The sequence below is a fragment of the Inquilinus sp. YAF38 genome (genome assembly GCF_052113205.1).
Lineage (GTDB): Bacteria > Pseudomonadota > Alphaproteobacteria > DSM-16000 > Inquilinaceae > Inquilinus.
Genome location: NZ_JBFRCU010000009.1, coordinates 32,029 through 53,180 on the forward strand (window position 1 = coordinate 32,029; position 21,152 = coordinate 53,180).

Annotated in this window: 12 protein-coding genes; 5 read left to right on the plus strand and 7 right to left on the minus strand. The window is 68.7% G+C overall.

Features of this window, described 5'->3' with window-relative positions; genetic code table 11:
- The first annotated feature begins 33 nt into the window (after positions 1 to 33).
- Positions 34 to 729, plus strand: coding sequence for a tellurite resistance TerB family protein (locus AB4Z01_RS06015; RefSeq protein WP_441691598.1), 696 nt, complete (start codon positions 34 to 36; stop codon positions 727 to 729).
- Positions 730 to 834: 105 nt separating this feature from the next.
- On the opposite strand, the gene purS is transcribed toward AB4Z01_RS06015, so the two are convergent.
- Positions 835 to 1,077 (minus strand): phosphoribosylformylglycinamidine synthase subunit PurS, encoded by a 243-nt coding sequence (purS, locus tag AB4Z01_RS06020; RefSeq protein WP_441691600.1) that lies wholly within the window; start codon positions 1,075 to 1,077, stop codon positions 835 to 837.
- Positions 1,074 to 1,841 (minus strand): phosphoribosylaminoimidazolesuccinocarboxamide synthase, encoded by a 768-nt coding sequence (gene purC, locus AB4Z01_RS06025; protein ID WP_429228213.1) that lies wholly within the window; start codon positions 1,839 to 1,841, stop codon positions 1,074 to 1,076. The genes purS and purC overlap by 4 nt, the downstream gene beginning before the upstream one ends.
- A gap of 213 nt (positions 1,842 to 2,054) precedes the next feature.
- Here purC and AB4Z01_RS06030 point away from each other — a divergent pair, with 213 nt between their 5' ends.
- Positions 2,055 to 2,387, plus strand: coding sequence for a DUF1476 domain-containing protein (locus AB4Z01_RS06030; protein WP_034833006.1), 333 nt, complete (start codon positions 2,055 to 2,057; stop codon positions 2,385 to 2,387).
- Between the two features lie 65 nt (positions 2,388 to 2,452).
- On the opposite strand, the gene AB4Z01_RS06035 is transcribed toward AB4Z01_RS06030, so the two are convergent.
- From AB4Z01_RS06035 to AB4Z01_RS06055, 5 genes are all read right to left on the minus strand, one after another.
- Complete coding sequence (locus AB4Z01_RS06035; protein WP_441691603.1) at positions 2,453 to 3,289, minus strand: carbohydrate ABC transporter permease; 837 nt, start codon at positions 3,287 to 3,289, stop codon at positions 2,453 to 2,455.
- Complete coding sequence (locus AB4Z01_RS06040) at positions 3,286 to 4,167, minus strand: carbohydrate ABC transporter permease (protein ID WP_441691605.1); 882 nt, start codon at positions 4,165 to 4,167, stop codon at positions 3,286 to 3,288. Before AB4Z01_RS06040 ends, AB4Z01_RS06035 begins: the two co-directional genes overlap by 4 nt.
- 77 nt (positions 4,168 to 4,244) lie before the next feature.
- Positions 4,245 to 5,630 carry an ABC transporter substrate-binding protein gene (locus tag AB4Z01_RS06045; protein ID WP_441691608.1) on the minus strand — a complete coding sequence of 462 codons (1,386 nt, stop codon included), beginning with the start codon at positions 5,628 to 5,630 and terminating at the stop codon, positions 4,245 to 4,247.
- Positions 5,631 to 5,713: 83 nt separating this feature from the next.
- The gene (locus tag AB4Z01_RS06050; protein WP_441691610.1) at positions 5,714 to 6,763 is read right to left on the minus strand and encodes a LacI family DNA-binding transcriptional regulator; all 1,050 of its coding nucleotides are present in this window, start codon (positions 6,761 to 6,763) and stop codon (positions 5,714 to 5,716) included.
- A gap of 345 nt (positions 6,764 to 7,108) precedes the next feature.
- The gene (locus AB4Z01_RS06055) at positions 7,109 to 8,071 is read right to left on the minus strand and encodes a hypothetical protein (protein ID WP_441691613.1); all 963 of its coding nucleotides are present in this window, start codon (positions 8,069 to 8,071) and stop codon (positions 7,109 to 7,111) included.
- A 238-nt stretch (positions 8,072 to 8,309) separates the two neighbouring features.
- On the opposite strand from AB4Z01_RS06055, the gene AB4Z01_RS06060 reads away from it, so the two are divergent.
- The 3 genes from AB4Z01_RS06060 to katG all read left to right on the plus strand — a co-directional run bounded on the left by AB4Z01_RS06060 (position 8,310) and on the right by katG (position 21,052).
- Complete coding sequence (locus AB4Z01_RS06060) at positions 8,310 to 12,491, plus strand: autotransporter domain-containing protein (RefSeq protein ID WP_441691616.1); 4,182 nt, start codon at positions 8,310 to 8,312, stop codon at positions 12,489 to 12,491.
- Between the two features lie 5 nt (positions 12,492 to 12,496).
- A complete protein-coding gene (locus AB4Z01_RS06065; RefSeq protein WP_441691619.1) occupies positions 12,497 to 18,622 on the plus strand; it encodes a hypothetical protein in 6,126 nt (2,041 codons plus the stop codon).
- A 252-nt stretch (positions 18,623 to 18,874) separates the two neighbouring features.
- Positions 18,875 to 21,052: a catalase/peroxidase HPI gene (gene katG / locus AB4Z01_RS06070; protein ID WP_441691622.1), complete on the plus strand. Its 2,178-nt coding sequence runs from the start codon at positions 18,875 to 18,877 to the stop codon at positions 21,050 to 21,052.
- Positions 21,053 to 21,152: the final 100 nt, after the last annotated feature.

The window sequence follows — 21,152 nt, forward strand, 5'->3', positions numbered from 1 at the left end:
TGCCTTCCGGTGCAACGATTGGAGGAGTGACGCGTGATCGATCCGAAGAAGCTGTTCGAGGATTTCCTCGGCGGCGGCGCGAAGCAGCCCGGCGGCAAGGGCTCCGGCCTGTCCGGCAATTTCGGGACGCTGGCCACCGGCGCGGTCGGCGGCGGGTTGATCGGCCTCCTCCTCGGCTCGAAGAAGGTCCGCAAGTTCGGCGGCAGCGCGCTCGGCTATGGCGGCGCCGCGGTGCTCGGCGGCCTGGCCTACAAGGCGTGGCAGGACTGGTCGGCCAACCGGGCGCCGGCTTCGGCCCAGCCCCCGGCGCAGCAGCCGCTGGCCTTGCCGCCGCCGCGCAGCCCGTTCGATCTGGAGACGCAGAGCGCCGCCGGCGGCGGCGACGCGCGCATCGCCGTGGTGCGGGCGATGATCGCCGCGGCCAAGGCCGACGGCCATATCGATGCCGAGGAGCAGCGGGCCCTGTTCGACCGCATCGGCCAGCTCGGCCTCGGCACCGAGGAGAAGGCTTTCGTCATGGACGAGCTGGCCAAGCCGCTCGACATCGCGGCGATCGCGGCCCTGCCGGCGACGCCGGAGCAGGCGGCGGAGATCTGGCTGGCCTCACGCCTGGCGATCGATGCGGACGACCCGCGCGAGAAGGCCTATCTCGACGATCTGGCGGTGCGGCTGAAGCTGCCCGATGGGCTCGCAGCCCATCTCGAAGCGCAGGCGGCCGCGGTCGTCTGACGGGTACGTAGGTTGGGTTCGCCTCGCGAACCCAACACGTTGCCTTCGGCCATTGAAGTGTTGGGTTCGCCGCGGCGAACCCAACCTACGTCGGATCCGGCCGCCTCAGGCGACCAGATCGATCGTGTAGCTCTCGGTGACCGGGTTGGGCAGCAGCTTGCGGCACATCTCGTCGAGGCGCGCCTTGGCCTCGGCCGCATCGGCGGCGGCGATCTCGACCTCGATCACCTTGCCCTGCCGGACCTCGCCGACCTCGTCGAAGCCGAGGCCCTGCAGGGAATGGCCGATCGCCTTGCCCTGGGTGTCCAGGACACCGGGCTTCAGCATGACGTGGATGCGCGCTTTCATGGGGCGACCTGGCTCTCACGGATGTCGACGACACTTCCTTCCGGCAGGATGCCGAGGCGCCGGGCCACTTCCTGATAGGCCTCGAGGACGCCGCCGAGATCCTGGCGGAAGCGATCCTTATCGAATTTCTCGTTGGTCTGCACGTCCCACAGGCGGCAGTTGTCCGGGCTGATCTCGTCGGCCAGGACGATCCGCATCTCGTCGTTCTCGTCGTACAGCCGGCCGAACTCCAGCTTGAAGTCGACGAGCTTGAGGCCGATGCCGAGGAACAGGCCGGTGAGGTAGTCGTTCACCCGCAGCGACAGCGAGACGATGTCGTCGAGATCCTGGGCGTTGGCCCAGCCGAAGGCGGTGATGTGCTCCTCCGACACCATCGGGTCGTTGAGCTCGTCCGACTTCAAATAATATTCGATGATCGAGCGCGGCAGCGGCGTGCCTTCGGGCACGTTGAAGCGCTTGGAGAACGAGCCGGCGGCGATGTTGCGCACCACCACCTCGAGCGGAATGATCTCGACCTCGTGGATCAGCTGCTCGCGCATGTTCAGGCGGCGCATGAAATGCGTCGGCACGCCGATCTCGGACAGCCGGGTCATCAGGTACTCGGAGATGCGGTTGTTCAGCACCCCCTTGCCGGAGATGACCGCCTTCTTCGTACCGTTGTTCGCCGTCGCATCGTCCTTGAAGTACTGGACGATGGTGCCAGGCTCCGGCCCTTCGTAGAGGACCTTGGCCTTGCCTTCGTAGATGCGCCTGCGGCGGCTCATGTGGGGGCGTCCATGGTACGGTGAAGCCAACAGCAAAAAAGGGTCGGGACGTCCCACGAGGGACGTCCACGCTCGCGCACATATAGCAAGCGCGGCTCCGGTAAACAATTGCGCGCTCCCGTCCGCCTCCGGGCGTGACCGCGGCGGCCGGAGACGCTATATCCTCCGGCATGAGACGCGCTCGCTCCGGCGGGCACTGAGAGGGAATTCGGCATGACGACGTTCGATTCGCGGGGCCAGGCTTTCGAGGCGGAGTTCCAGCACGACCAGGAGCTCCTGTTCCGGATCCAGAACCGGCGCAACAAGCTGCTGGGCCTGTGGGCGGCCGAGCTGCTGGGCAAGACCGGCGCCGATGCCGAGGCCTATGCGAAGGAGGTCATCATGTCGGACTTCGAGAAGCAGACCGACGAGGACGTGCACGACAAGGTCTATGCCGACCTGAAGATCCACGACGTCGACCTGTCCGACCATCGGCTGCGCAAGAAGATGGACGCGCTGCTGGCCGTGGCGCGGCAGCAGATCATGACCGAGGCGACGCCGAAGTAGGCGGGCGCCTTCGTTGGCTGGAAAAGGGCGGCTTCGGCCGCCCTTTTCATTGGCTGAACGCCCGGTCAGCCCTTGACTGCGCCGGCGGTCAGCCCGCTGGTCATGGCGTTGCGGAAGATATAGTAGATCACCGCTGGCGGCACGGCGTAGATCAGCCCGGTCGCCATCAGCAGGTTCCACGGCGAATCGTCGGCCGACAGGAACAGGCCCAGCCCGACCGACAGCGGCGCCGCCTTCTCGCTCGACAGCAGCAGGAACGCATAGAGATATTCGTTCCAGGCCAGGATCAGCGCGTAGATGCCGATCGCCACCAGGGACGGGCGCATCAGCGGCAGGTAGACCAGGCGGAAGATCTGCAGCGGACTGGCGCCGTCCATGATCGCCGCCTCGTCCAGCTCGCGCGGCAGCTTGTCCGAGGCCTGCTTCAGCACCCAGATGGCATAGGGCGAGGCCAGCGCGATCATCGCCAGGATCAGCGCGGTCTGGGTGTCGAGCAGGCCGTAGGAGCCCATGGTCTTGTACATCGGCACCGCCAGGAAGGCGGCCGGGATCAGGTAGGTGGCCAGCGCCAGGTTCATCACCTGGCGGCCACCCTTGACCCGCAGCCGGCTGATGGCGAAGGCGGCGCAGGTGGCGACGAACAGGGTCGCGACCCCGGTGGTGACCGCGATGAAGAAGCTGTTGCCGAGCTGCAGCCAGAAATTGCTGAGATAGTAGTGCTGCTGCCGGAACACGGTGAGGAAGTTGGAGAAGGTCGGGTGCTCCGGCCAAAGCGTCCCGGCCAGGACCGCGTCCTGCGGCGAGATCGCCAGCACGAACAGGTGGTACAGCGGCACGATCGTCCACAGCACCACCGGGACGGCGATCAGCACCAGAACCGCTTCGTTCAGCCGGCGCTTCATGCCTCGCCTCCCTTGGACAGGCGCTTCACCATGACGAAGACCAGCGGCAGGACCAGCGGCATGGCGACGATGATCGAGGCGACGCCGAGGTCGAGGGCGTTGTTGCGCAGGTAGCGGATGCCGAGCGTGGCCAGCACCTGGGTGCTGTCGTTCGGGCCGCCGCCGGTCAGCAGGTAGACGCTGTTGAAGTCGCCCAGGGTCCAGATCGTCGACAGGATGGTCGAGGTGACGTAGAGCGCCGCGACCGACGGCCAGGTGACGAAGCGGAAGCGCTGCCAGCGCGAGGCGCCGTCGACCGAGGCGGCCTCATAGAGGTCGCGGGCGATGGCGAGGCGGCCGGTCAGCAGGATCAGGGTCCAGAACGGCAGCGACTTCCAGATATGGACCACGATCGTGCAGAAGAAGGCCAGCCATGGATTGGTCAGCCAGGGCGGGCCCTCGAAGATCCCGAACAGCTGGAACAGCTGCTGGTTGATCATGCCCGTCTCGGGGTTGAGCATCACCCGGAACGACAGGATGGTCGGAATCGACGGCACCGCCCAGGGCAGGATGAACAGCACCAGCAGCAGCCGGATCCACCAGCGCGGCACGGCGAAGAAGCCTGACAGGCCGAGCGCGATCACCATCTTCACGTTCACCGCGATCAGCAGGAACAGGATGGTGTTGACCGCCGCGGTCAGGAAGATCGGGTCGGCGAACAGGCGCCGGTAGCTGGCCGGGTTGGCGCCGAGATAGAGGCCGTAGCCGACCGGATAGGCCACCAGCACCAGGAACACGGCGATGTAGGGGATGAGCATGATCGCCCCCCAGGTCGCCCAGATGCGGCGATGGCTGCGATGGGCGGCGGCCGGGATCGCATGGACCGTGGTCGCGGTCATCGGCTGGTCCTCTCTCAGAAAGGGCTGCGGCCCGACCCGCGCGGCGTTGCGCGCGGGTCGGGCCGGCAGGTCGGTGCTTAACCGGCGATTTCCTTGATCCGGGCGATCATCTCATCGACCGCCTGGTCTGGCGAGACGCCGTCCTGGACCACGCGGTTCAGCGCCTTGGCCCAGACGTTTTCCGCGTTCACCGTGGTGAAATGATAGTTGTAGACGAAGGGGAAGGGCACCGTGCCCCCGGTGAACTGCTTCGACACCACGGCGCGGTGCGGGTCGCTGCCGTCGGTCCAGAACGGCCGGGCGGCGCCCGACTTGGTCGCCGGATACCAGCGGCCGACCGAACCCTCGACGAAGGGCGTCAGGTTCTCGTCCTTCAGCATGAAGGCCATGAACTCCTTGGCCTGCACCTTGTTCTTGGAGTCGGCGAAGATCACCGCGGTCTTGGTCGCCGCCAGGTTCGGCAGCGTCCCGCCATCCGGCTTCTTCGGGAATAGGGTGGTGCGGATGTTCTCTTCGTAGTTCTTCTTCGCCTGGGCCCGCTGCTCCTCGGTCAGCGTCTGGTTGGTCGAATCGTCCAGATGCTTGCTGGGGATCGAGATCGTGGCGTTGTGGGTTAGGATCGTGGTCTTATTGTGGAAGTTGACGTTGTTGTCGGTGTCGAGCCAGTTGACCGAGGAGGGCGGGGTGCAGCCGCGGGTGAAGATCGAGCTGTAAGCCTTGACCGCCTCGATCATCGCCGCCCGGTTCTCCGGCTGGTCGAGCACGATCTTGCCGCTCTCGTCGACGATCTTGACGTTGTAGGCGTTGGCCCAAGTCAGGAAGCTGAAGAAGGTGTCGGAGGCGGCGACGCTCATCGGATGGCCGATGGCGTAGATGCGCTTGCCCTTGGCGCGCAGGCCGGCCTGCACCTTGTCGCACCAGAAGTCCCAGTACGCGTTCCACTCGGTCGGGATGTCGGCCTCGCTGAAGCCGGCGTCCTGCAGCATGTCCTTCCAGTAGAAGATGTGCATGGTCTGGCGTTCGATCGGGAAGGCGTAATAGGCCTTCTGCCCGGTCTTGCCGTTCATCAGGAAGGTGGTGGCCAGCGCGTCGGGCTGGAACTGGTCCTTGATCGGATTGATGACGTCGCTGACATCCTCCAGGCGGCCCTCGAAGGCCCATTGGCCGGTGGTGCGGAAATCATAGGTGGTGCAGTAGCCGACATCCGGCGGCGTGCCGGCCTCGACCGCGGCGACCGACTTCACGATGCAGTCCTCGGTCGAATACAGCGACAGCTCGACCTTGACGCCGGTGGCCTTCTGGTAGCGGTCGATCAGGTCCGTCAGGGCGGCGTCCTCGCCCTTGTAGAACCCTTTGGTGACCCAGACGGTGAGGGTGTCCTGCGCCAGGGCGGGCAGGGCGGCGGTGAGGCCGAGGGTCAGAGCACAACCCGCCATGAGGTGGCGGAGACCGATCTTGGGCATGGAACTTCTCCCAGAACAGAGGAAAGGAAGCGGCGGCTTGTGCCGTCTTGCTGGTGGCCTCCGGACGGCCGGAAGCGGGGTTTTCAGGCGGGCCTCCTGGCGGTGGAGCCCCGTTCGACGATCTCGAAGCCGACATCGATCACCCGGGGCGGCGCCGGGGCGTCGTCCCCGGCGTCGAGGATGCGCAGCAGCAGCTCGCCGACCCGGCGGCCGATGCCTTCGGCATCGATCCGCACGGTCGACAGCGCCGGCACGCATTGCCCGCCGATCTCGAAATCGCCGAAACCCATGATCGAGACCTGCCCCGGCACGGCGATGCCGCGGCGATGGCATTCCATCAGGGCGCCGACGGCGGCGAGGTCCGAGACCGCGAACACCGCGTCGATCGGCCCGGCGGTGTCGAGCAGATGGCCCATGGCAGCGGCGCCGCCGGCGAAGGACACCGGCACGTGGCCGCGATGGACGACGGCGTCGGCCGGCAGCCCGGCCTGGTGCAGCACCTCGGTGAAGCCGACCAGCCGGGCCTCGCCGCGGAAATCATGTGAGGCGCCGCCGACCGCCGGGCCGATGCCACCGATGCGGCGGTGCCCCAGCGCGATCAGGTGCCGCGCCGCGGCCCGGCCGGCGTCGATGTTGGAGAAGCCGACGGCCCGGTCGATCGGGGCGGTCGCGCCGCAGTCCCAGATCTCGACCACCGGGATGCCGGCGCTGTGCAGCATGGTCCGCACCGCCTCGGTGTGATGCATGCCGGCCAGCACGATCGCCTCCGGCCGGCGCTCCAGCATCGCCCGCACCAGCGCTTCCTCCTCACCCATCCGGTAGAGAGTATAGCCAATCAGCAGCTGGTAGCCGGTCCGGCGCAGCGCCTCCGACAGCCCATGCGCGGTATCGGCGAAGTTGGAGTTGGTCAGCGTCGGCACCAGCGTGGCGATGAAGCCGGTGCGGCGCGACGACAGGGCGGCGGCCACCTTGTCGTCGACATAGCCGAGCTGCTCGATCGCCCGGCGGATGCGGTCGCGCGTCTCCGGCGCCACCCGGCTGCTGCCGGCCTGCACCCGGGACACGGTCATCGGTGAGACCCCGGCGAGACGGGCAACGTCCCGCATGGTCGGCCGGAAGGAACGCTTGGGCATGGCTTGGCTCTCGATCGGCCGTGCAACTGCTCCGAATCCAGCCCGGCGCCGACTGGGCCGCGCATCCCGGCGCATCCGGGCCGCGGCGGCAGGCCGGCGGGCGGGGCGGGGTCGCACGCAGGCGCAGCAGGCCACGGGACGCATCATCGGCAGGGCCGGGCGGTCCGTACGGTCAGGCGGATGCGATCGATGGCAAGCATGATGTCGGCCCTCCCCACGGCCTGAGGTCGATTTGTCGTTCTTATTGATGTGACCGGTAACATGGATGGCCGTCAGAACGCAAGAGTGAGGCCGCGTACGGTGAAAGGATCTGGCGAGGATTGGCGCGGAAATCGCGGGACGCGTTCACGCGCCGCCGGCGATGACGCGCAGCGACCCGGGGCGCCGCGCCGCGCCCACGAGCCAATCGCGATCGAACAGGTCCGCCAGTGCGCGATAGGCCGATACGGGCACCTGATCGAAGCCGTCGCTGCTGCCGCTGAGGAACTCGGCAAGACGGAGGTCGACGGCCGTGGCGTCGCCGACGTGCAGGCCGAACTGAGCCAGGTCTTCGGCCACCGAGCCTTGCCGCGGAAGATAGGCGTCGACCGAACGCAGCTGCGGGCTCGCCGCGGGCAGCCGCACCAGGACGACGCGTGTCACCGAGGGTTGGGCATCGGGGCTGATCAGGGTCGTGCCGAGCATCAATCCGCCCAGAACGCTGGCGGGCGGAGCCGCCGGAAACAGGCAGAAGGTGATGGCTTGCGCGTCTCCCGTCAGGTCGCCGACCTGGATGTGCAGACCATGCTTGGAGAGGAACATGGCGCCCTTGAGCGCCAGAGTGCCGGTGGGCAGCACCTCGGTGTAGGAGACCGGCAGCCGATTGGGACTCGATTCGACCCCGAGGGTCAGCTCGCCCCGGACGAGCCTGCCGCGGAAATAGGGCGACCAGGCATGTGAATAGCAGACGAAGGTGCCGGCCAGCTCCACCGATCCCGATCTGTTGCGGCGGTTGGCGGGCTCGCCGAGGCGGTGCAGCAGATCCTCGCGGTCACAGCCGTGGCGGGTACAGATCTCGTCGAGGAACGCCTCGATGTCGCAGTCCGCGATCCATTGGCCGGGCCGGTCCAGGCCGAGCACCTTGGACCAGTCCTCGTAGATCTGCCGCTCGCGCGGCTGGGCACGGCCCTGCAGCCATTTGTAGGCGCGGTCGACATCGAACGGCGTCGCCGGATTGATGCGCCGAAACGCGGCGGCGAGATCCTTGTGCGTGGCCGCACCCAGTACGGCCGCGGTGAGACGAAACTTCCGATCGATGTCTCGTGCCACTCGAGTTCCCTGCTGACGGGCCACCCGCCCATTGCCGACGCCATATTGGCATATTCCTGGAAAAGACAAAGAAATCCGACGCGTTCCAAACGCAGGGGATGCTGTTCCCCTCCGCACTGCCGCAAAGATGATGTGGGAAAGTGCACCTGAGGGGGCTGAATTGATCACCGGTTTGCAGGGTCACGGCCGCGCAGCGGCACGGGCGCTCCTCGACAGCACTTGCCTCCGGACCCCCGTCATGCGCCGGACCCCGGCCGTGCTGCTCGTCCTGGGCCTTGCCGTGGGCGTCTCGTGGCCGGCCGGCCCTGCGCTTGCCGCAAACTTCAAGGTCGGCACCGACGCCCAGTTGAGGAACGCCATCAGCAGCGCCGGGAATGGCGACACCATCACCTTCACCGGCAACATCACCCTCGGCGACAACTTGCCGACGGTGACCAAGAACGTGACCGTCAACGGCGGACTCTTCACTCTGTCGGGCGACAACAAGTATCGCGGCCTGTTCGTGCAGTCCGGCACGGTCGCGATCAACGATCTCGCCATCAAGGATGCCGTCGCCCAGGGCGGCAGAGGCGGAAACGGCGAAGAGGGCGGCGCCGGCGGCGGCGGCGCCGGACTCGGTGGCGCGCTGTTCGTCGCCACCGGCGCCCAGGTGGCGGTGAGCAACGTCAGCGCGCAGAACGGTTCGGCGCGCGGCGGCAATGGCGGCAAGAGCGGCGCCGGCACCGGCAATACCAGCGGCGGCGGCGGCAGCTACCGGGCCGATGGCGAAGACGCCGGCTTCTTCGCGAGCGGCAATGGCGGCGCCGGCGGTGGCGGCGACGGCTTCCAGAATCAAAGCGGAGCCAACGGCGGATTTGGCGGCGGCGGGGGCGGCAGCGCCAGCGTCTTCGGCGGCATCGGCGGGTTTGGCGGCGGCGCTGGCGGCGGCAGCGGTGCCACCACGATGCCCGGTGGCTTCGGGGGCGGCACGGGTGGCGCCGGCGCATCCGGCCTTGGCGGTGGTGGCGGCGGCGGCGGCGGATTTGGCGGTGCGATCTTCGTCCAGCAAGGCGGCACCCTGAACCTGGCCAGCTCGATCAACGTTTCCGGAAACACGGTCGCCGGTGGCAGCGGTGGATCCGGCCATACCAGCGGCCAGTCCGGCGCCGGCATCGGATCGGGACTCTTTCTCGGCGGCAACGGGACGCTGAACCTGACTCCCGGTGCCGGGCTGTCACAGGTGATCAGCGACGCCATCGTCGACCAGTCTGGTGCCGGCGGCACCGGCCCCAACGCCGGCAGCTGGTCGCTGGTGAAGGACGGTGCGGGGACGACGATCCTGACCGGGGCCAACGCCTATTCCGGCGGAATCACGGTCAAGGCCGGTGTCCTGCAGGGCAGCACCGCGGGCCTGCTGGGCAACATCCTGAACAATGCCAGCGTGGTCTTCGACCAGGCCGGCGCCGGCACCTATGCCGGCAACCTGTCGGGCACCGGCGCCGTCACCGTGCGCGGTACCGGTGCCGTCACATTCAGCGGAACCAACACCTATTCGGCAGCCACGGAGGTCGACGGCGGCACGCTGTTGTTCACCTCCGACGCCAACCTGGGCAAGGCCGGCAACGTCATCGGTCTCCACAACGGCACGATCGGGGTCGGTTCGGGGGCGGGAGGACAGGTCTTCAGCCGACCCGTCACGATCGACACCACCGGCGGGATGTTCGTCGGAGACGACGTCGCAAGCCCTGTGACCTGGAGCGGCCAGATCAGCGGCGGCAGGCTGGGCAAGTCCGGCCTTGGCACGCTGATCCTGTCCGGGGTCAACACCTATTCCGGCGGCACGGTCGTCGGCGGCGGCACGCTGTCGTTCACCTCCGACGCCAATCTGGGCGCGGCCGGCACGGGGATCACGCTGGAGAACGGCGGGACGATCGGACCGACCAAGGATGCGGTCGCAGGCCTCTCGATGACCCGCCCCATCACCCTGGCCGGCAGGGGCGCCATCACCCTCGGGGTCAATCCTCTCACCTGGGCCGGCAACATCACCGGCAATGGCCAGTTGATCAAGAACGGCCTCGGCGTGCTGACTCTCGCGGGAGCGACCAACACCTACACCGGCGGCACGTTCGTGGCGCAAGGCACGCTGCAGATCGCGTCCGACGACAAGCTCGGCGCGGCGGGCACGGGCGTCACCTTGATCCAGGGGGGCAATCTCTGGGCCTCCGGGACCTTCACCACCCCGCGGCCCTTCCTGCTGCAGAACGGGGGCGGCGCGTTCCRGGTCGACGCCGGCCAAACCCTCACCCTGAGCGGGGACCTCCAAGTGGCCGCAGGAAGCGGCCTCACCAAGATCGGAGCCGGCACGCTCGTCCTGGCGGGCACCAGCAGCGCAATCGGGACCATCTACCAGAACGGCGGCACGCTGCAGGGCAACACCTCGACCCTGGGCGGCGGCAACATCGCCTTCGATGCCAACGCGCAGAACACGATCGCCCGATCGGTCACGTTCGACCAGGCCACGGACGGCAGCTTTGCCGGCACCATCACCGGCATCGGCAGCCTGGCCAAGACCGGCGCCGGCACGCTGATCCTGGGCGGCAACAACAGCTACAGCACCGGCACCACGGTTTCGGCCGGGACCTTGCAGGGCACGAGCAAGAGCCTGCAGGGCGCCATCGCGAACAATTCCGCGGTAATCTTCGACCAGGACTTTGCCGGCACTTATGCCGGCGCCATGACCGGCACCGGCACGCTCGCCAAGAACGGCACCGGCAAACTCAGTTTCACCGGCACCAGCAGCGTCGGCGGCGGCACGACCATCAATGCCGGCGCCCTTGCCATCAACGGTCACCTGGCCAGCAACGTCACGGTCAACCAGGGCGGCACGCTCAACGGCGTGGGCAACATCACCGGCAGCATCACCAACAATGGCGGCACGATCAGCCCGGGCAACTCGATCGGCCACCTGACGGTCGACGGCGACTTCACCTTCAACAGCGGCACCTACGAGGTCGAGGTCGATCCCCAGGGCGACAGCGACCGCGTCAGCGTGGTCGGCGCCGGCCACGCGGTGAGGATCCATACCGGCACGCTGCTGGTCGTCCCGCACGCCGGCATCTACACACCCGACACAAGATACACGATCATCACGACCGAGGCCGGCGGCAACGTCTGGGTCGGTGAGCTGGCCGGCGGCGTCGGGTTCCTGGTGCCGGAGGCCTCGATCGATCCCGATCTGCACAGCATCTACCTCACCCTGGCGCTGCCGCCCGATGCCTTCCGCTCGGCTGGCCGGACCGCCAACCAGCAGGCAGTCGGCGGCGCGCTGGACGTCATCGCCGCCGGCGATGACGGCGGCCTGATCACGGCAGTGGCCAACCTGCAACCGTCGCAGGGCGGGGCGGCATTCGATGCGCTGAGCGGCCAGCCCTACGCCGATTTCGGCACGGTGAACGTGCAGGCGAGCCAGCTGTTCATGAATGCGGTCGGCCGCCAGATGGCAGGCCGGCGCGGCGCGAGCCTCGGCGCGCCCCCGAGCGTGGCGCTGGCCGAGTCGTGCGAGGCCGCCTGCGACGCCGACGCTGTCACGCCGTCGCGCTTCTCCGCCTGGCTGGGCGGCATCGGCAGCATCGGCGGCGTCGACGGCGACGGCAACGCCGCCGACCTCAGCTACACTCTGGGCGGCACCGCCTTCGGAATCGACTATCGCCTCGATCCGCGCCTGCTGGTCGGCATCGCCGGCGGCTATGTCGGCGGCTCGCAGTCGGTCGACGGCTTCCGGGGCGACGGCCACACCGATGCGCTGAGCGTCGCTCTCTACGGCTCCTTCACCCAGGGCGCCTTCTATGCCGATGCGCTGGCGGGCTACGCCAATGCCTCCAACGACATGCGGCGCAAAGTCTCCCTTCCGGGGATGGAGAGCGGCAGCGCCAACGGCGACACCAGCGCCGACCAGTTCCTCGGCCAGATCGAGACCGGCTACAGGATCGGGCTGGGCTTGCCGGCCGACACGTCGATCACCCCCTTCGGCCGCCTGCAGATCGCCTCGGTCCATCAGGATGGCTTTACCGAGACGGGCGGGAGCGACTTCAATCTCGACGTCGAGTCGCAGACCACCACCTCGGTGCGCTCGACCTTCGGCGCCGACCTCGCCGCCGGCTTCGATCTCGGCGGCGGCTGGCCGCTGGATGTCGGCGTGTGGGTGGGGTGGATGCACGAATTCGCCGACACGGATCGGCCGATCACGGCGGCCTTCGACGAGGCATCCGGTCCGCGGTTCACGGTCTCCGGCGCCACGGCGGCGCGCGACAGCGCCGTGATCGGCGTCTCCGCCGCAACCGAGATCGCCGCCAACACCTCCCTGTCGGTCGGCTACGACGGCGAAGTCGGCGGCAGCACCGACAACCATCAGCTCAGGGCGGTCTTCCGGCGGACCTGGTGAAGCAAATGGGCAGCACTCGAAAAGACGTCATCGGCCTGGCATTCGGCGGCATCGCCTTCGCCCAGATCGCGGTCCCCACCGCGGCGCAGGCGCAGTGCAACTCGAGCAGCAATCCGTCTCCGCCGCCTGCGGTCACGGCGAACTTCTCGAACCAGAGCTTCGGCAATCCACCGCTAAAGCCCTATGTGGTGACCTCGTCGGGCATCACCGGCTGCATCGGGAGCGATGGGGGCTACAGCGAATCCGGCGGCCCTGGCAGTCCGGGCCAAGCCGGAGGGCAGATCAGCGGCACCAACACGGCCCTGCACATCATCGGCGGCACGTACACTGTCGACAGCATTTCCACCATCGGCGCGTACATCGCCAGCGTGGGTGGTGGTGGAGGCGCCGGCGGTCGTAACGGCTTCACCGCCTCTGACCAACAGGGTGGCGATGGCGGCGCCGGTGGGGCGGGCGGCAATATTGCTGTCGGGTTCGACGGCACCTTCGTTCCGGATCCACAGACCGGTCTGGCCACTTACGGACTCCACGTGTTGTCCGCAGGCGCCGCCGGCGGTGACGGGGGGGCTTCCAACGATGGGGGAACCTTCCGCCAGAGTGGGGGCGATGGCGGGCAAGGGGGGGCCGGCGGATCAGTCGCGCTTACGGCAAGCGGTTCTATCCAAGCGGATGATGCCGGCGTTTTGGTGCAGTCCCGCGGCGGCTCGGGCGGGAGCGGAGGCAATGCTGCCACTGGAGACGCGATCCTCGACCCAGTTGGCGGCGTTGGCGGCAATGGCGGTCAGGGGGGCTCGGTGTCGCTGAATTGGCTGGGCGGCACTGTCACTTCCGCGCAATTCGGTTTGCTTGCCATCGCAGATGGCGGGGTCGGAGGCGCCGGAGGCGCGGCATCGTCCTCAATCTTCGCCTCCCCCCAGGGCGGCAATGCCGGTGCGGGCGGCAATGCGGGCACAGCCAGCCTGTTGTTCAGCGGCGGCAGTGTCACCGTCAACCTGGCCCCGCCCCGTTCGACGGGCGCCGGACTCTATGTGTCGTCCACCGGCGGCGATGGCGGCAATGGGGGAACCGAAGGCGCTGGGATTGGGCCGGTCGGTGGCAGCGGCGGGAATGGCGGGAGCGGCGGGAATGCCAGCGCCACCATTCTTGGCTCGGTCGCCTATTCCAGCCAGGGCGGTGGTCAGGGCGTCCTGGTCCAATCCAATGGCGGCGTCGGTGGGCTCGGTGCCGATGCGGGTGGAATTGTCGGCCAGGCGGGCGGCGGCGGATTCGCCGGCGCCGGGGGGACTGCGACCCTGATCCTGGGCGACCCTGCCGGCACGGGCACCGTCCGAACTTTGGGGGCTTTCGCCCATGGCGCCCTGGTGCAGAGCGTCGGCGGTGCCGGTGGCAACGGCGGCAATGCGAGTTTCAACGCCCAGGGCGGCGCCGGCGCCGCAGGGGGCAATGGCGGCGCGGCCGTGGTCAAGGCGCCCGACGGCTCGGTGATCGCCACCGGCAGGGGCGCCATCGCGATGGTGGCGCAAAGCGTGGGCGGCGGCGGCGGCGTGGGCGGCGACACCAACGATATCGCGATCGGCACCCAGGTTGCCATCGGCGGCAATGGCGGTCTCGGCGGCAATGGCGGGGTCGTCAGCATGGACCTGGCGGGGGGCGTGTTCGCGTCCACCAGCACGCTCGGCGGCGCGGGCATCCTGGCGCAGAGCATCGGCGGGTCCGGTGGCGCCGGCGGCAGTGCGGCCTCGACGGGCACCGGATTCTTTTCGATGGCGATCGGCGGCGATGCGGGCGGTGGCGGCGTCGGCGGCCTGGTCAGCGTCGCCAACAAGTCGCTGATCACCAGCTATGGCGATCATGCGGCCGGCATCCAGGCGCAAAGCATCGGCGGCGGCGGCGGCAAGGGGGGCGCGGCGTTCACCTTTACCGCCGGCATCCTTCCGACTGCGGCGGTCGCGGTCGGCGGCCGCGGCGGCAGCGGCGGCCCGGCGGGGAACGTTTTCGTCAGCAACAGCGGCCAGGTCACGACCTACGGCGCGGACGCCACCGGAATCCTCATCCAAAGCATCGGCGGCGGGGGCGGAACCGGAGGGGCCGCGGCGGCGCGTGCGGTCGATCTCTCGCCAAGCAAGTATGTCCCCGCCATCTCGATCTCGGTGGCGACAGGCGGCCAGGGCGGGTCGGGCAACACCGGCGGCAAGGTCTGGCTCGACAATTCGGGACTGATCGCCACGGCCGGCGACGGCGCCATCGGGGTGATGGCGCAATCGGTCGGTGGCGGTGGCGGCACGGGTGGCGACAGCACGGCAGCGTCCTATTCCGGCGGCCCCCAGGGCGGCCTCACGGTTTCGGTCTCGGTGGCGGTCGGCGGTTCCGGGGGAACCGGCGGGACCGGCGGCGCGGTGACGGTGACCAATGAAGGTCTCGTGGCCACGCTRGGCCAGGATGCCTACGGCGTCTTTGCCCAGAGCGTCGGCGGCGGCGGCGGATCCGGCGGCGCCGGCGATGCCTCGTCGGCAGCGAGCCAGGCAAAGTTCAGCGTCGCCACGTCGATCGGTGTCGGCGGGACCGGCGGCACCGGCGGCCACGCCGACACCGTCGATGTGACCAGCACCGGCGCGGTGACGACGGTCGGCGACGGGTCCGATGGCGTGTTTGCCCAAAGCGTCGGCGGWGGTGGGGGGGCCGGCGGGGGCGGAGTCGCCACCGCCGGCGGCGGCACGCTGAGCGTTGCCGTCGGTGTCGGCGGGAGCGGCGGCGCGGGCGGAAACGGCAACACCGCCACGGTCGCGAATGGCGGCAGCATCGTGACCCGCGGTACCGATGCGATCGGCCTGTCGGTGCAGAGCATCGGCGGCGGCGGCGGCAAGGGCGGCAAAGGCGGCGCCACCGCCGGCGGAGCGGCCGTTCTCTCGAACGCGAAGGCGCTGTTCGACATCCTGTCAGGCGGTCTGGGCCTCAATCAGGAGGTCACCAAACTCGGCGACGGCATTCTGCGGATCGGGCATATCGGCGAGGAGATCCAGGCGACCTACGACGAGTTGAACGGAATCTTCTCGCAGCCGCAATCGGGTGACGCGCAGAAGGGCACCGCCGTCAAGGTGAACGTCTCGGTGTCGGTCGGCGGCAGTGGCGGGGCCGCGGGCGACGGCGGCGCGGCCAACGCGACCAACACCGGGTTGATCGCGACTTACGGGGCCCAGTCGGATGGTATCTATGCGCAAAGCGTCGGCGGCGGCGGCGGCAGCGGCGGCGCCGCAAGCTCGACCAGCGGCGCCGCCGACGACACGCCGATTCAGACCGCAATCGGCGTGGGCGGCAAGGGTGGCGGCGGCGGCAACGGCGGTGTCGTGATTGTCACCAACCAGGCGGGCGCCAAGATCCTGACGCAGGGTGTGGCCGCGTTCGGCATCATGGCGCAAAGCGTCGGCGKCGGCGGCGGCGAAGGATCGCTGGCCGGCACCGTCAGCGGCTCGTTGAAGAGCCTCTCCGTCGGGATCGGCGGCGATGGCGGCGGCGGCGGGATTGGCGCCGCGGTCGCCGTCACGTCGGACGGCGCGATCACCACCACCGGAAAGCACGGCATCGCCATCTTTGCCCAGAGTGTCGGCGGCGGCGGCGGGCTGGTCCGGACGATGACCACCGACGAGACCTTCGATCCCTCCAAGCTCGTCGACAACCCGCAAGGGCGCATCGGCGACGTCCACGGCCTGACGTTGTCGCTGGGCGGCCGGAACGGCGTCGGCGGTGACAGCGAGCACGTCTTCGTCACCACAAGCGGCCCGATCACCACATCCGGCCTGGACGCGCATGGCATCCTGGCGCAGTCGATCGGGGGTGGCGGCGGGATGGCCGTCGGGGGGCAGATCATCCTGCCGGGTGGAGCGGGCGGGGTCGGCGGCGCCTTCGGCGACGGCGACTCCGTCACCATCCAGCTCAATACGGGCACGGCGATTTCCACCGCCGGCGACGGCGCCTACGGCATTATTGCCCAGAGCATCGGCGGCGGCGGCGGCTTCGCCGGCGATCCGTCCTCGGTCCACCTCTACCAGACGGGTACGGCGCTGGCCGTGAAGTCCAACACCGGCAATGGCGGAGACATCTCGATCGTTGCGGAGAACGCCCGCGTTCAGACCACGGGCGCTTATGCCCCGGCCATCTTCGCTCAGAGCATCGGCGGCGGCGGCGGCATGGTGAACTACAACAACGCCGACGGCTCCCAGAACAAGATCCAGGCGCGGGGCACGGCCGGCGGCAATGGCAGCGGCGGGGCCATAACGATCTCGCTCGTCAACAGCCGGGTCCAGTCGTTTTCGACGGGGTCGTCGGGCATCTTCGCCCAGAGTGATGGAGGACAGGGAGCAGGCAAGATCAAAATTTCGATCGATAGCCTTTCGGAGGCTAACGGCGGCAAGCCCGACCCTGCCTTCCCCGCTGGTCAAGACCCCAGACAGCGCGACGCGGCGGCCATCCGGCTGATGGGCGGTGCCCAGAACGAGATCGACAATGCGGGGGGGATCACTGCCGCGGTCGGTGGCATTGCGATCCTGACCGACACGCCGGCGGGCAACACCCAGGTCACGAACACGGGAACGATCTCGGGCGACATCATCTCCAACAGCGGGGTCGGGAATGTCTTGGACAACCGTCCCGGCGGCGTGATCGAGGCCTTCACGACCATCGACCTGAACGGCGGCCAGCTGCGCAACGCCGGCAGCCTGCAGGTCGGCGGCGCCAGCGCGATCGGCAGGACGACAGTCACGGGCGACCTCGTGCAGGGCGCCACGGGCCGCCTGGTGGTGGAGACGAACCACGGCACCGGCTCGGCGGATCTCCTCGATGTGCGGGGCACCGCGCGCCTGGGCGGCGTGGTGGAGGTGCATCCGCTGTCGCTCGCCAACCGCCCGGTGACGGTGCTGAGCGCAGCCGGGGGGCTGGCGGTCGATCCGGGCTTCACGGTCAACCGCACCCATCTCTACCGCTTCGATGCGCAACAGTCCGGCAACAGCCTGCAGGTGCAGCCGGTGGCGGAGTTCACCGCGGCGGCCGGTCCGCTGGGCCGGAACCAGCGGCAGGTGGCGGCGCATCTGCAGCGGCTTTGGGACAGCGGTGCGGCGCTCGATGAAGGCTTCACCGCGCTTGCCGGCGTCGCGGACGGAAGCAGCTACGCGCGGGCGCTGAGCAGCCTTTCGGGACAGACGGTCGGCGCAGTCGCGGCCCTCCGCTACAGTTCGAGCCATGGCTTCGTCACCAACATGCTGGATGAATGCGCGACCTTCGGGGGCGCCGGCCGGACCCAGGATGAGGCCAGCTGCGTCTGGTCGCGCGCCTTCGGCGGCGTGGCCGACCAGGACAGCACCGGGGACGCGCTGGGCTACCATACGAGCGCCTGGACCCTGCAGGCCGGCGGCCAGCGCGAGATTGCTCCCGCCTGGTTCCTCGGCGGCTCCATCGGGTATGAGAGCAGCAGCCTGCGCGGCGACGGCGCCGACGCGCGGGTCAGCGGCGACAGCCTGCTGCTCGGCGCGTCCCTCCGTTACCAGACCGGGCCGTGGCAGGCCTCGGGTGCGCTCGACTTCGGCTATGGCTGGTATGACAGCCGGCGCTCGGTCGAAGCCGGCAGCTTCCAGGGGACCGCCGACGCCTCGCCGAACATCTGGCATGTCGGCGCCCATGCGCGCCTCGCCTACCAGGCGCCGATCGCGGACTGGTACGTGCAGCCTCGCCTCGACCTGCACCTGACCTATGTGCACGGCAACAGCTACACCGAGACGGGGGCCGGCCCGTTCGACCTTGCCGTCGAGTCCGAGGGCGCCACGGCCTTCGCGGCGATTCCGGCGGTGGAGGTGGGGGCGCGCATTCCCCTCGGCGGGACTGCGGTGCTGCGTCCATATGCGAGCGCCGGCGTCGAGCTGAACGCCAACGGCGACTGGGCGGCGACGGCGCGGTTCGCCGATCAGCCGGGCAGCCGGGGCTTCCGTGCCACGACACCCATTCCGGACGTGCTGGGCAAGTTCACCCTCGGTGCCGAGGTGCTGAGCAGCACGAGCTGGGATTTCCGACTGCAGTACAGCACCGAGGTCGGCGACGGGTATTCCTCTCATGCCGGCCTGGGGCGGCTGGCCTATCGGTTCTGACCCTCGCACCGGTTCATGAGACCGTGCGCTGAATCCGTGCCGAGGCCTCACGAACCGCGGGGCCTCTCGGGCGATGAGCGTCCCATCCCTCACCACTGCATTCCATCGACCTCGATGGCCGCGGATGGGGCATTGAGACCGGCGCGGGTTCCCGGATGAGATCACGTTCGAACTTATTCGCCCTTGGCCAAAGCGGCGTGTAGGTTTTAGAATGATTCAAAATTGAAACTGCGGAACGCAAACGGAGGGAACATGGCTGACGAAGGCAAGTGCCCGTTCACAGGCGGTGGCCGCAAGCCCACCAACCGCGACTGGTGGCCGAACCAACTGGATCTTCAGGTGCTCCACCAGCACTCCGCCCTGTCCGACCCGATGGGCGAGGCGTTCGACTACGCCAAGGAATTCAAGACCCTCGACCTGGACGCCGTGATCAAGGACCTGCGGGCCGTGATGACGGATTCGCAGGATTGGTGGCCGGCCGATTTCGGCCATTACGGCGGGTTGTTCATCCGCATGGCCTGGCACAGCGCCGGCACCTATCGCATCGGCGACGGCCGCGGCGGCGGCGGGCGAGGGCAGCAGCGCTTCGCGCCGCTCAACAGCTGGCCGGACAACGGGAATCTCGACAAGGCGCGCCGGCTGCTGTGGCCGATCAAGCAGAAATACGGCCGCAAGCTTTCCTGGGCCGACCTGCTGATCCTGACCGGCAACGTCGCGCTCGAGTCGATGGGCTTCAAGACCTTCGGCTTTGGCGGCGGTCGCCCTGACACCTGGGAACCCGACCACGACATCTTCTGGGGTCCTGAGGGCAAGTGGCTGGCGGATGAGCGCTACAGCGGCGACCGCGAGCTGCAGGGCCATCTCGGCGCCGTGCAGATGGGGCTGATCTACGTCAACCCGGAAGGCCCGAACGGCAACCCGGACCCGGTCGCCGCGGCGCGCGACATCCGCGAGACCTTCGCCCGGATGGCGATGAACGACGAGGAGACGGTCGCCCTGATCGCCGGCGGCCACAGCTTCGGCAAGACCCACGGCGCCGGCGACGCGTCCCTGGTCGGCGTCGAGCCGGAAGGGTCGGACATCGTGGACCAGGGCCTGGGCTGGCGCAGCACCCACGGCACCGGCCACGCGGGCGACGCGATCACCAGCGGCCTGGAGGTGACCTGGACCTCGACGCCGACGAAGTGGAGCAACGAGTTCTTCAGGAACCTGTTCCAGTACGAATGGGAGCTGACCAAGAGCCCGGCCGGCGCGCAGCAGTGGCGGCCGAAGGACGGCGCCGGCGCCAGCCAGGTTCCGGATGCGCACGACCCGTCGAAGCGCCACGCGCCGGGGATGCTGACCACCGACCTCGCCCTGCGGTTCGATCCCGCCTATGAGAAGATCTCGCGGCGCTTCCTCGAGCATCCGGAGGAGTTCGCCGACGCCTTCGCCCGCGCCTGGTTCAAGCTGACCCATCGCGACATGGGGCCGAAGGTGCGCTATCTCGGCCCGCTGGTGCCGAAGGAGACGCTGATCTGGCAGGATCCGGTCCCCGAGGTCGACCATCCGCCGGTCGACGCGTCGGACGTCACCGCGCTGAAGGCGAAGGTGCTGGCCTCCGGCCTCACCGTGCCGCAGCTGGTCTCGACCGCCTGGGCTTCGGCGTCGACCTTCCGCGGCTCCGACAAGCGCGGCGGCGCCAATGGCGCCCGCATTCGCCTGGCGCCGCAGAAGGACTGGGCGGTCAACCAGCCGGACCAGCTGGCGACGGTGCTGGCTAAGCTGGAAGCGATCCAGCAGGAGTTCAACGCCTCGGCGTCGGGCGGCAAGAAGATCTCGCTGGCCGACCTGATCGTCCTCGCCGGCGGCGCTGCGGTCGAGAAGGCGGCGAAGGATGCCGGGCAGGACGTGCAGGTGCCCTTCACCCCGGGCCGCACCGATGCGTCGCAGGAGCAGACCGATGTCGTCTCCTTCGCGCCGCTCGAGCCGAAGGTCGACGGGTTCCGCAACTATCTCGGCGAGACGCTGCTGGCCCTGACGCCCGAGGAGTTGCTGGTCGACCGGGCGCAGCTGCTGACGCTGACGGCGCCGGAGATGACGGTGCTGGTCGGCGGCCTGCGCGTGCTGGGCGCCAATGTCGGGAACTCGCATGGCGTCTTCACGCAGCGGGTGGGCACGCTGACCAACGACTTCTTCGTCAACCTGCTCGACATGGGCACGCAATGGGCGCCGTCCTCGGACGCCGAGAACGTGTTCCAGGGCCGGGACCGGAAGACGGAAGAGGTCAAGTGGACCGGGACCCGCGTCGACCTGATCTTCGGATCGCATTCGCAGCTGCGGGCGCTGGCGGAGGTCTACGGCGCCTCCGACTCGCAGGCGAAGTTCGTAAAGGACTTCGTGGCGGCGTGGACCAAGGTGATGAACCTCGATCGGTTCGATCTCGCCTGATCGTGGCGGCGGTCCCCGGCGGTCGACGCCGGGGACCCGCTCCGCATTGTGTCGGGCGCCGGTCTCGACTGAATCGAGCTCCAATACCGTCATTGCGAGC

Coding starts and splice junctions, on each gene's coding strand:
- AB4Z01_RS06045 (WP_441691608.1), bottom strand. CDS start 5,630: ATGCCCAAGATCGGTCTCCGCCACCTCATGGCGGGTTGTGCTCTGACC.
- AB4Z01_RS06030 (WP_034833006.1), top strand. CDS start 2,055: ATGACGACGTTCGATTCGCGGGGCCAGGCTTTCGAGGCGGAGTTCCAG.
- AB4Z01_RS06040 (WP_441691605.1), bottom strand. CDS start 4,167: ATGACCGCGACCACGGTCCATGCGATCCCGGCCGCCGCCCATCGCAGC.
- purS (WP_441691600.1), bottom strand. CDS start 1,077: ATGAAAGCGCGCATCCACGTCATGCTGAAGCCCGGTGTCCTGGACACC.
- katG (WP_441691622.1), top strand. CDS start 18,875: ATGGCTGACGAAGGCAAGTGCCCGTTCACAGGCGGTGGCCGCAAGCCC.
- AB4Z01_RS06035 (WP_441691603.1), bottom strand. CDS start 3,289: ATGAAGCGCCGGCTGAACGAAGCGGTTCTGGTGCTGATCGCCGTCCCG.
- AB4Z01_RS06050 (WP_441691610.1), bottom strand. CDS start 6,763: ATGCCCAAGCGTTCCTTCCGGCCGACCATGCGGGACGTTGCCCGTCTC.
- purC (WP_429228213.1), bottom strand. CDS start 1,841: ATGAGCCGCCGCAGGCGCATCTACGAAGGCAAGGCCAAGGTCCTCTAC.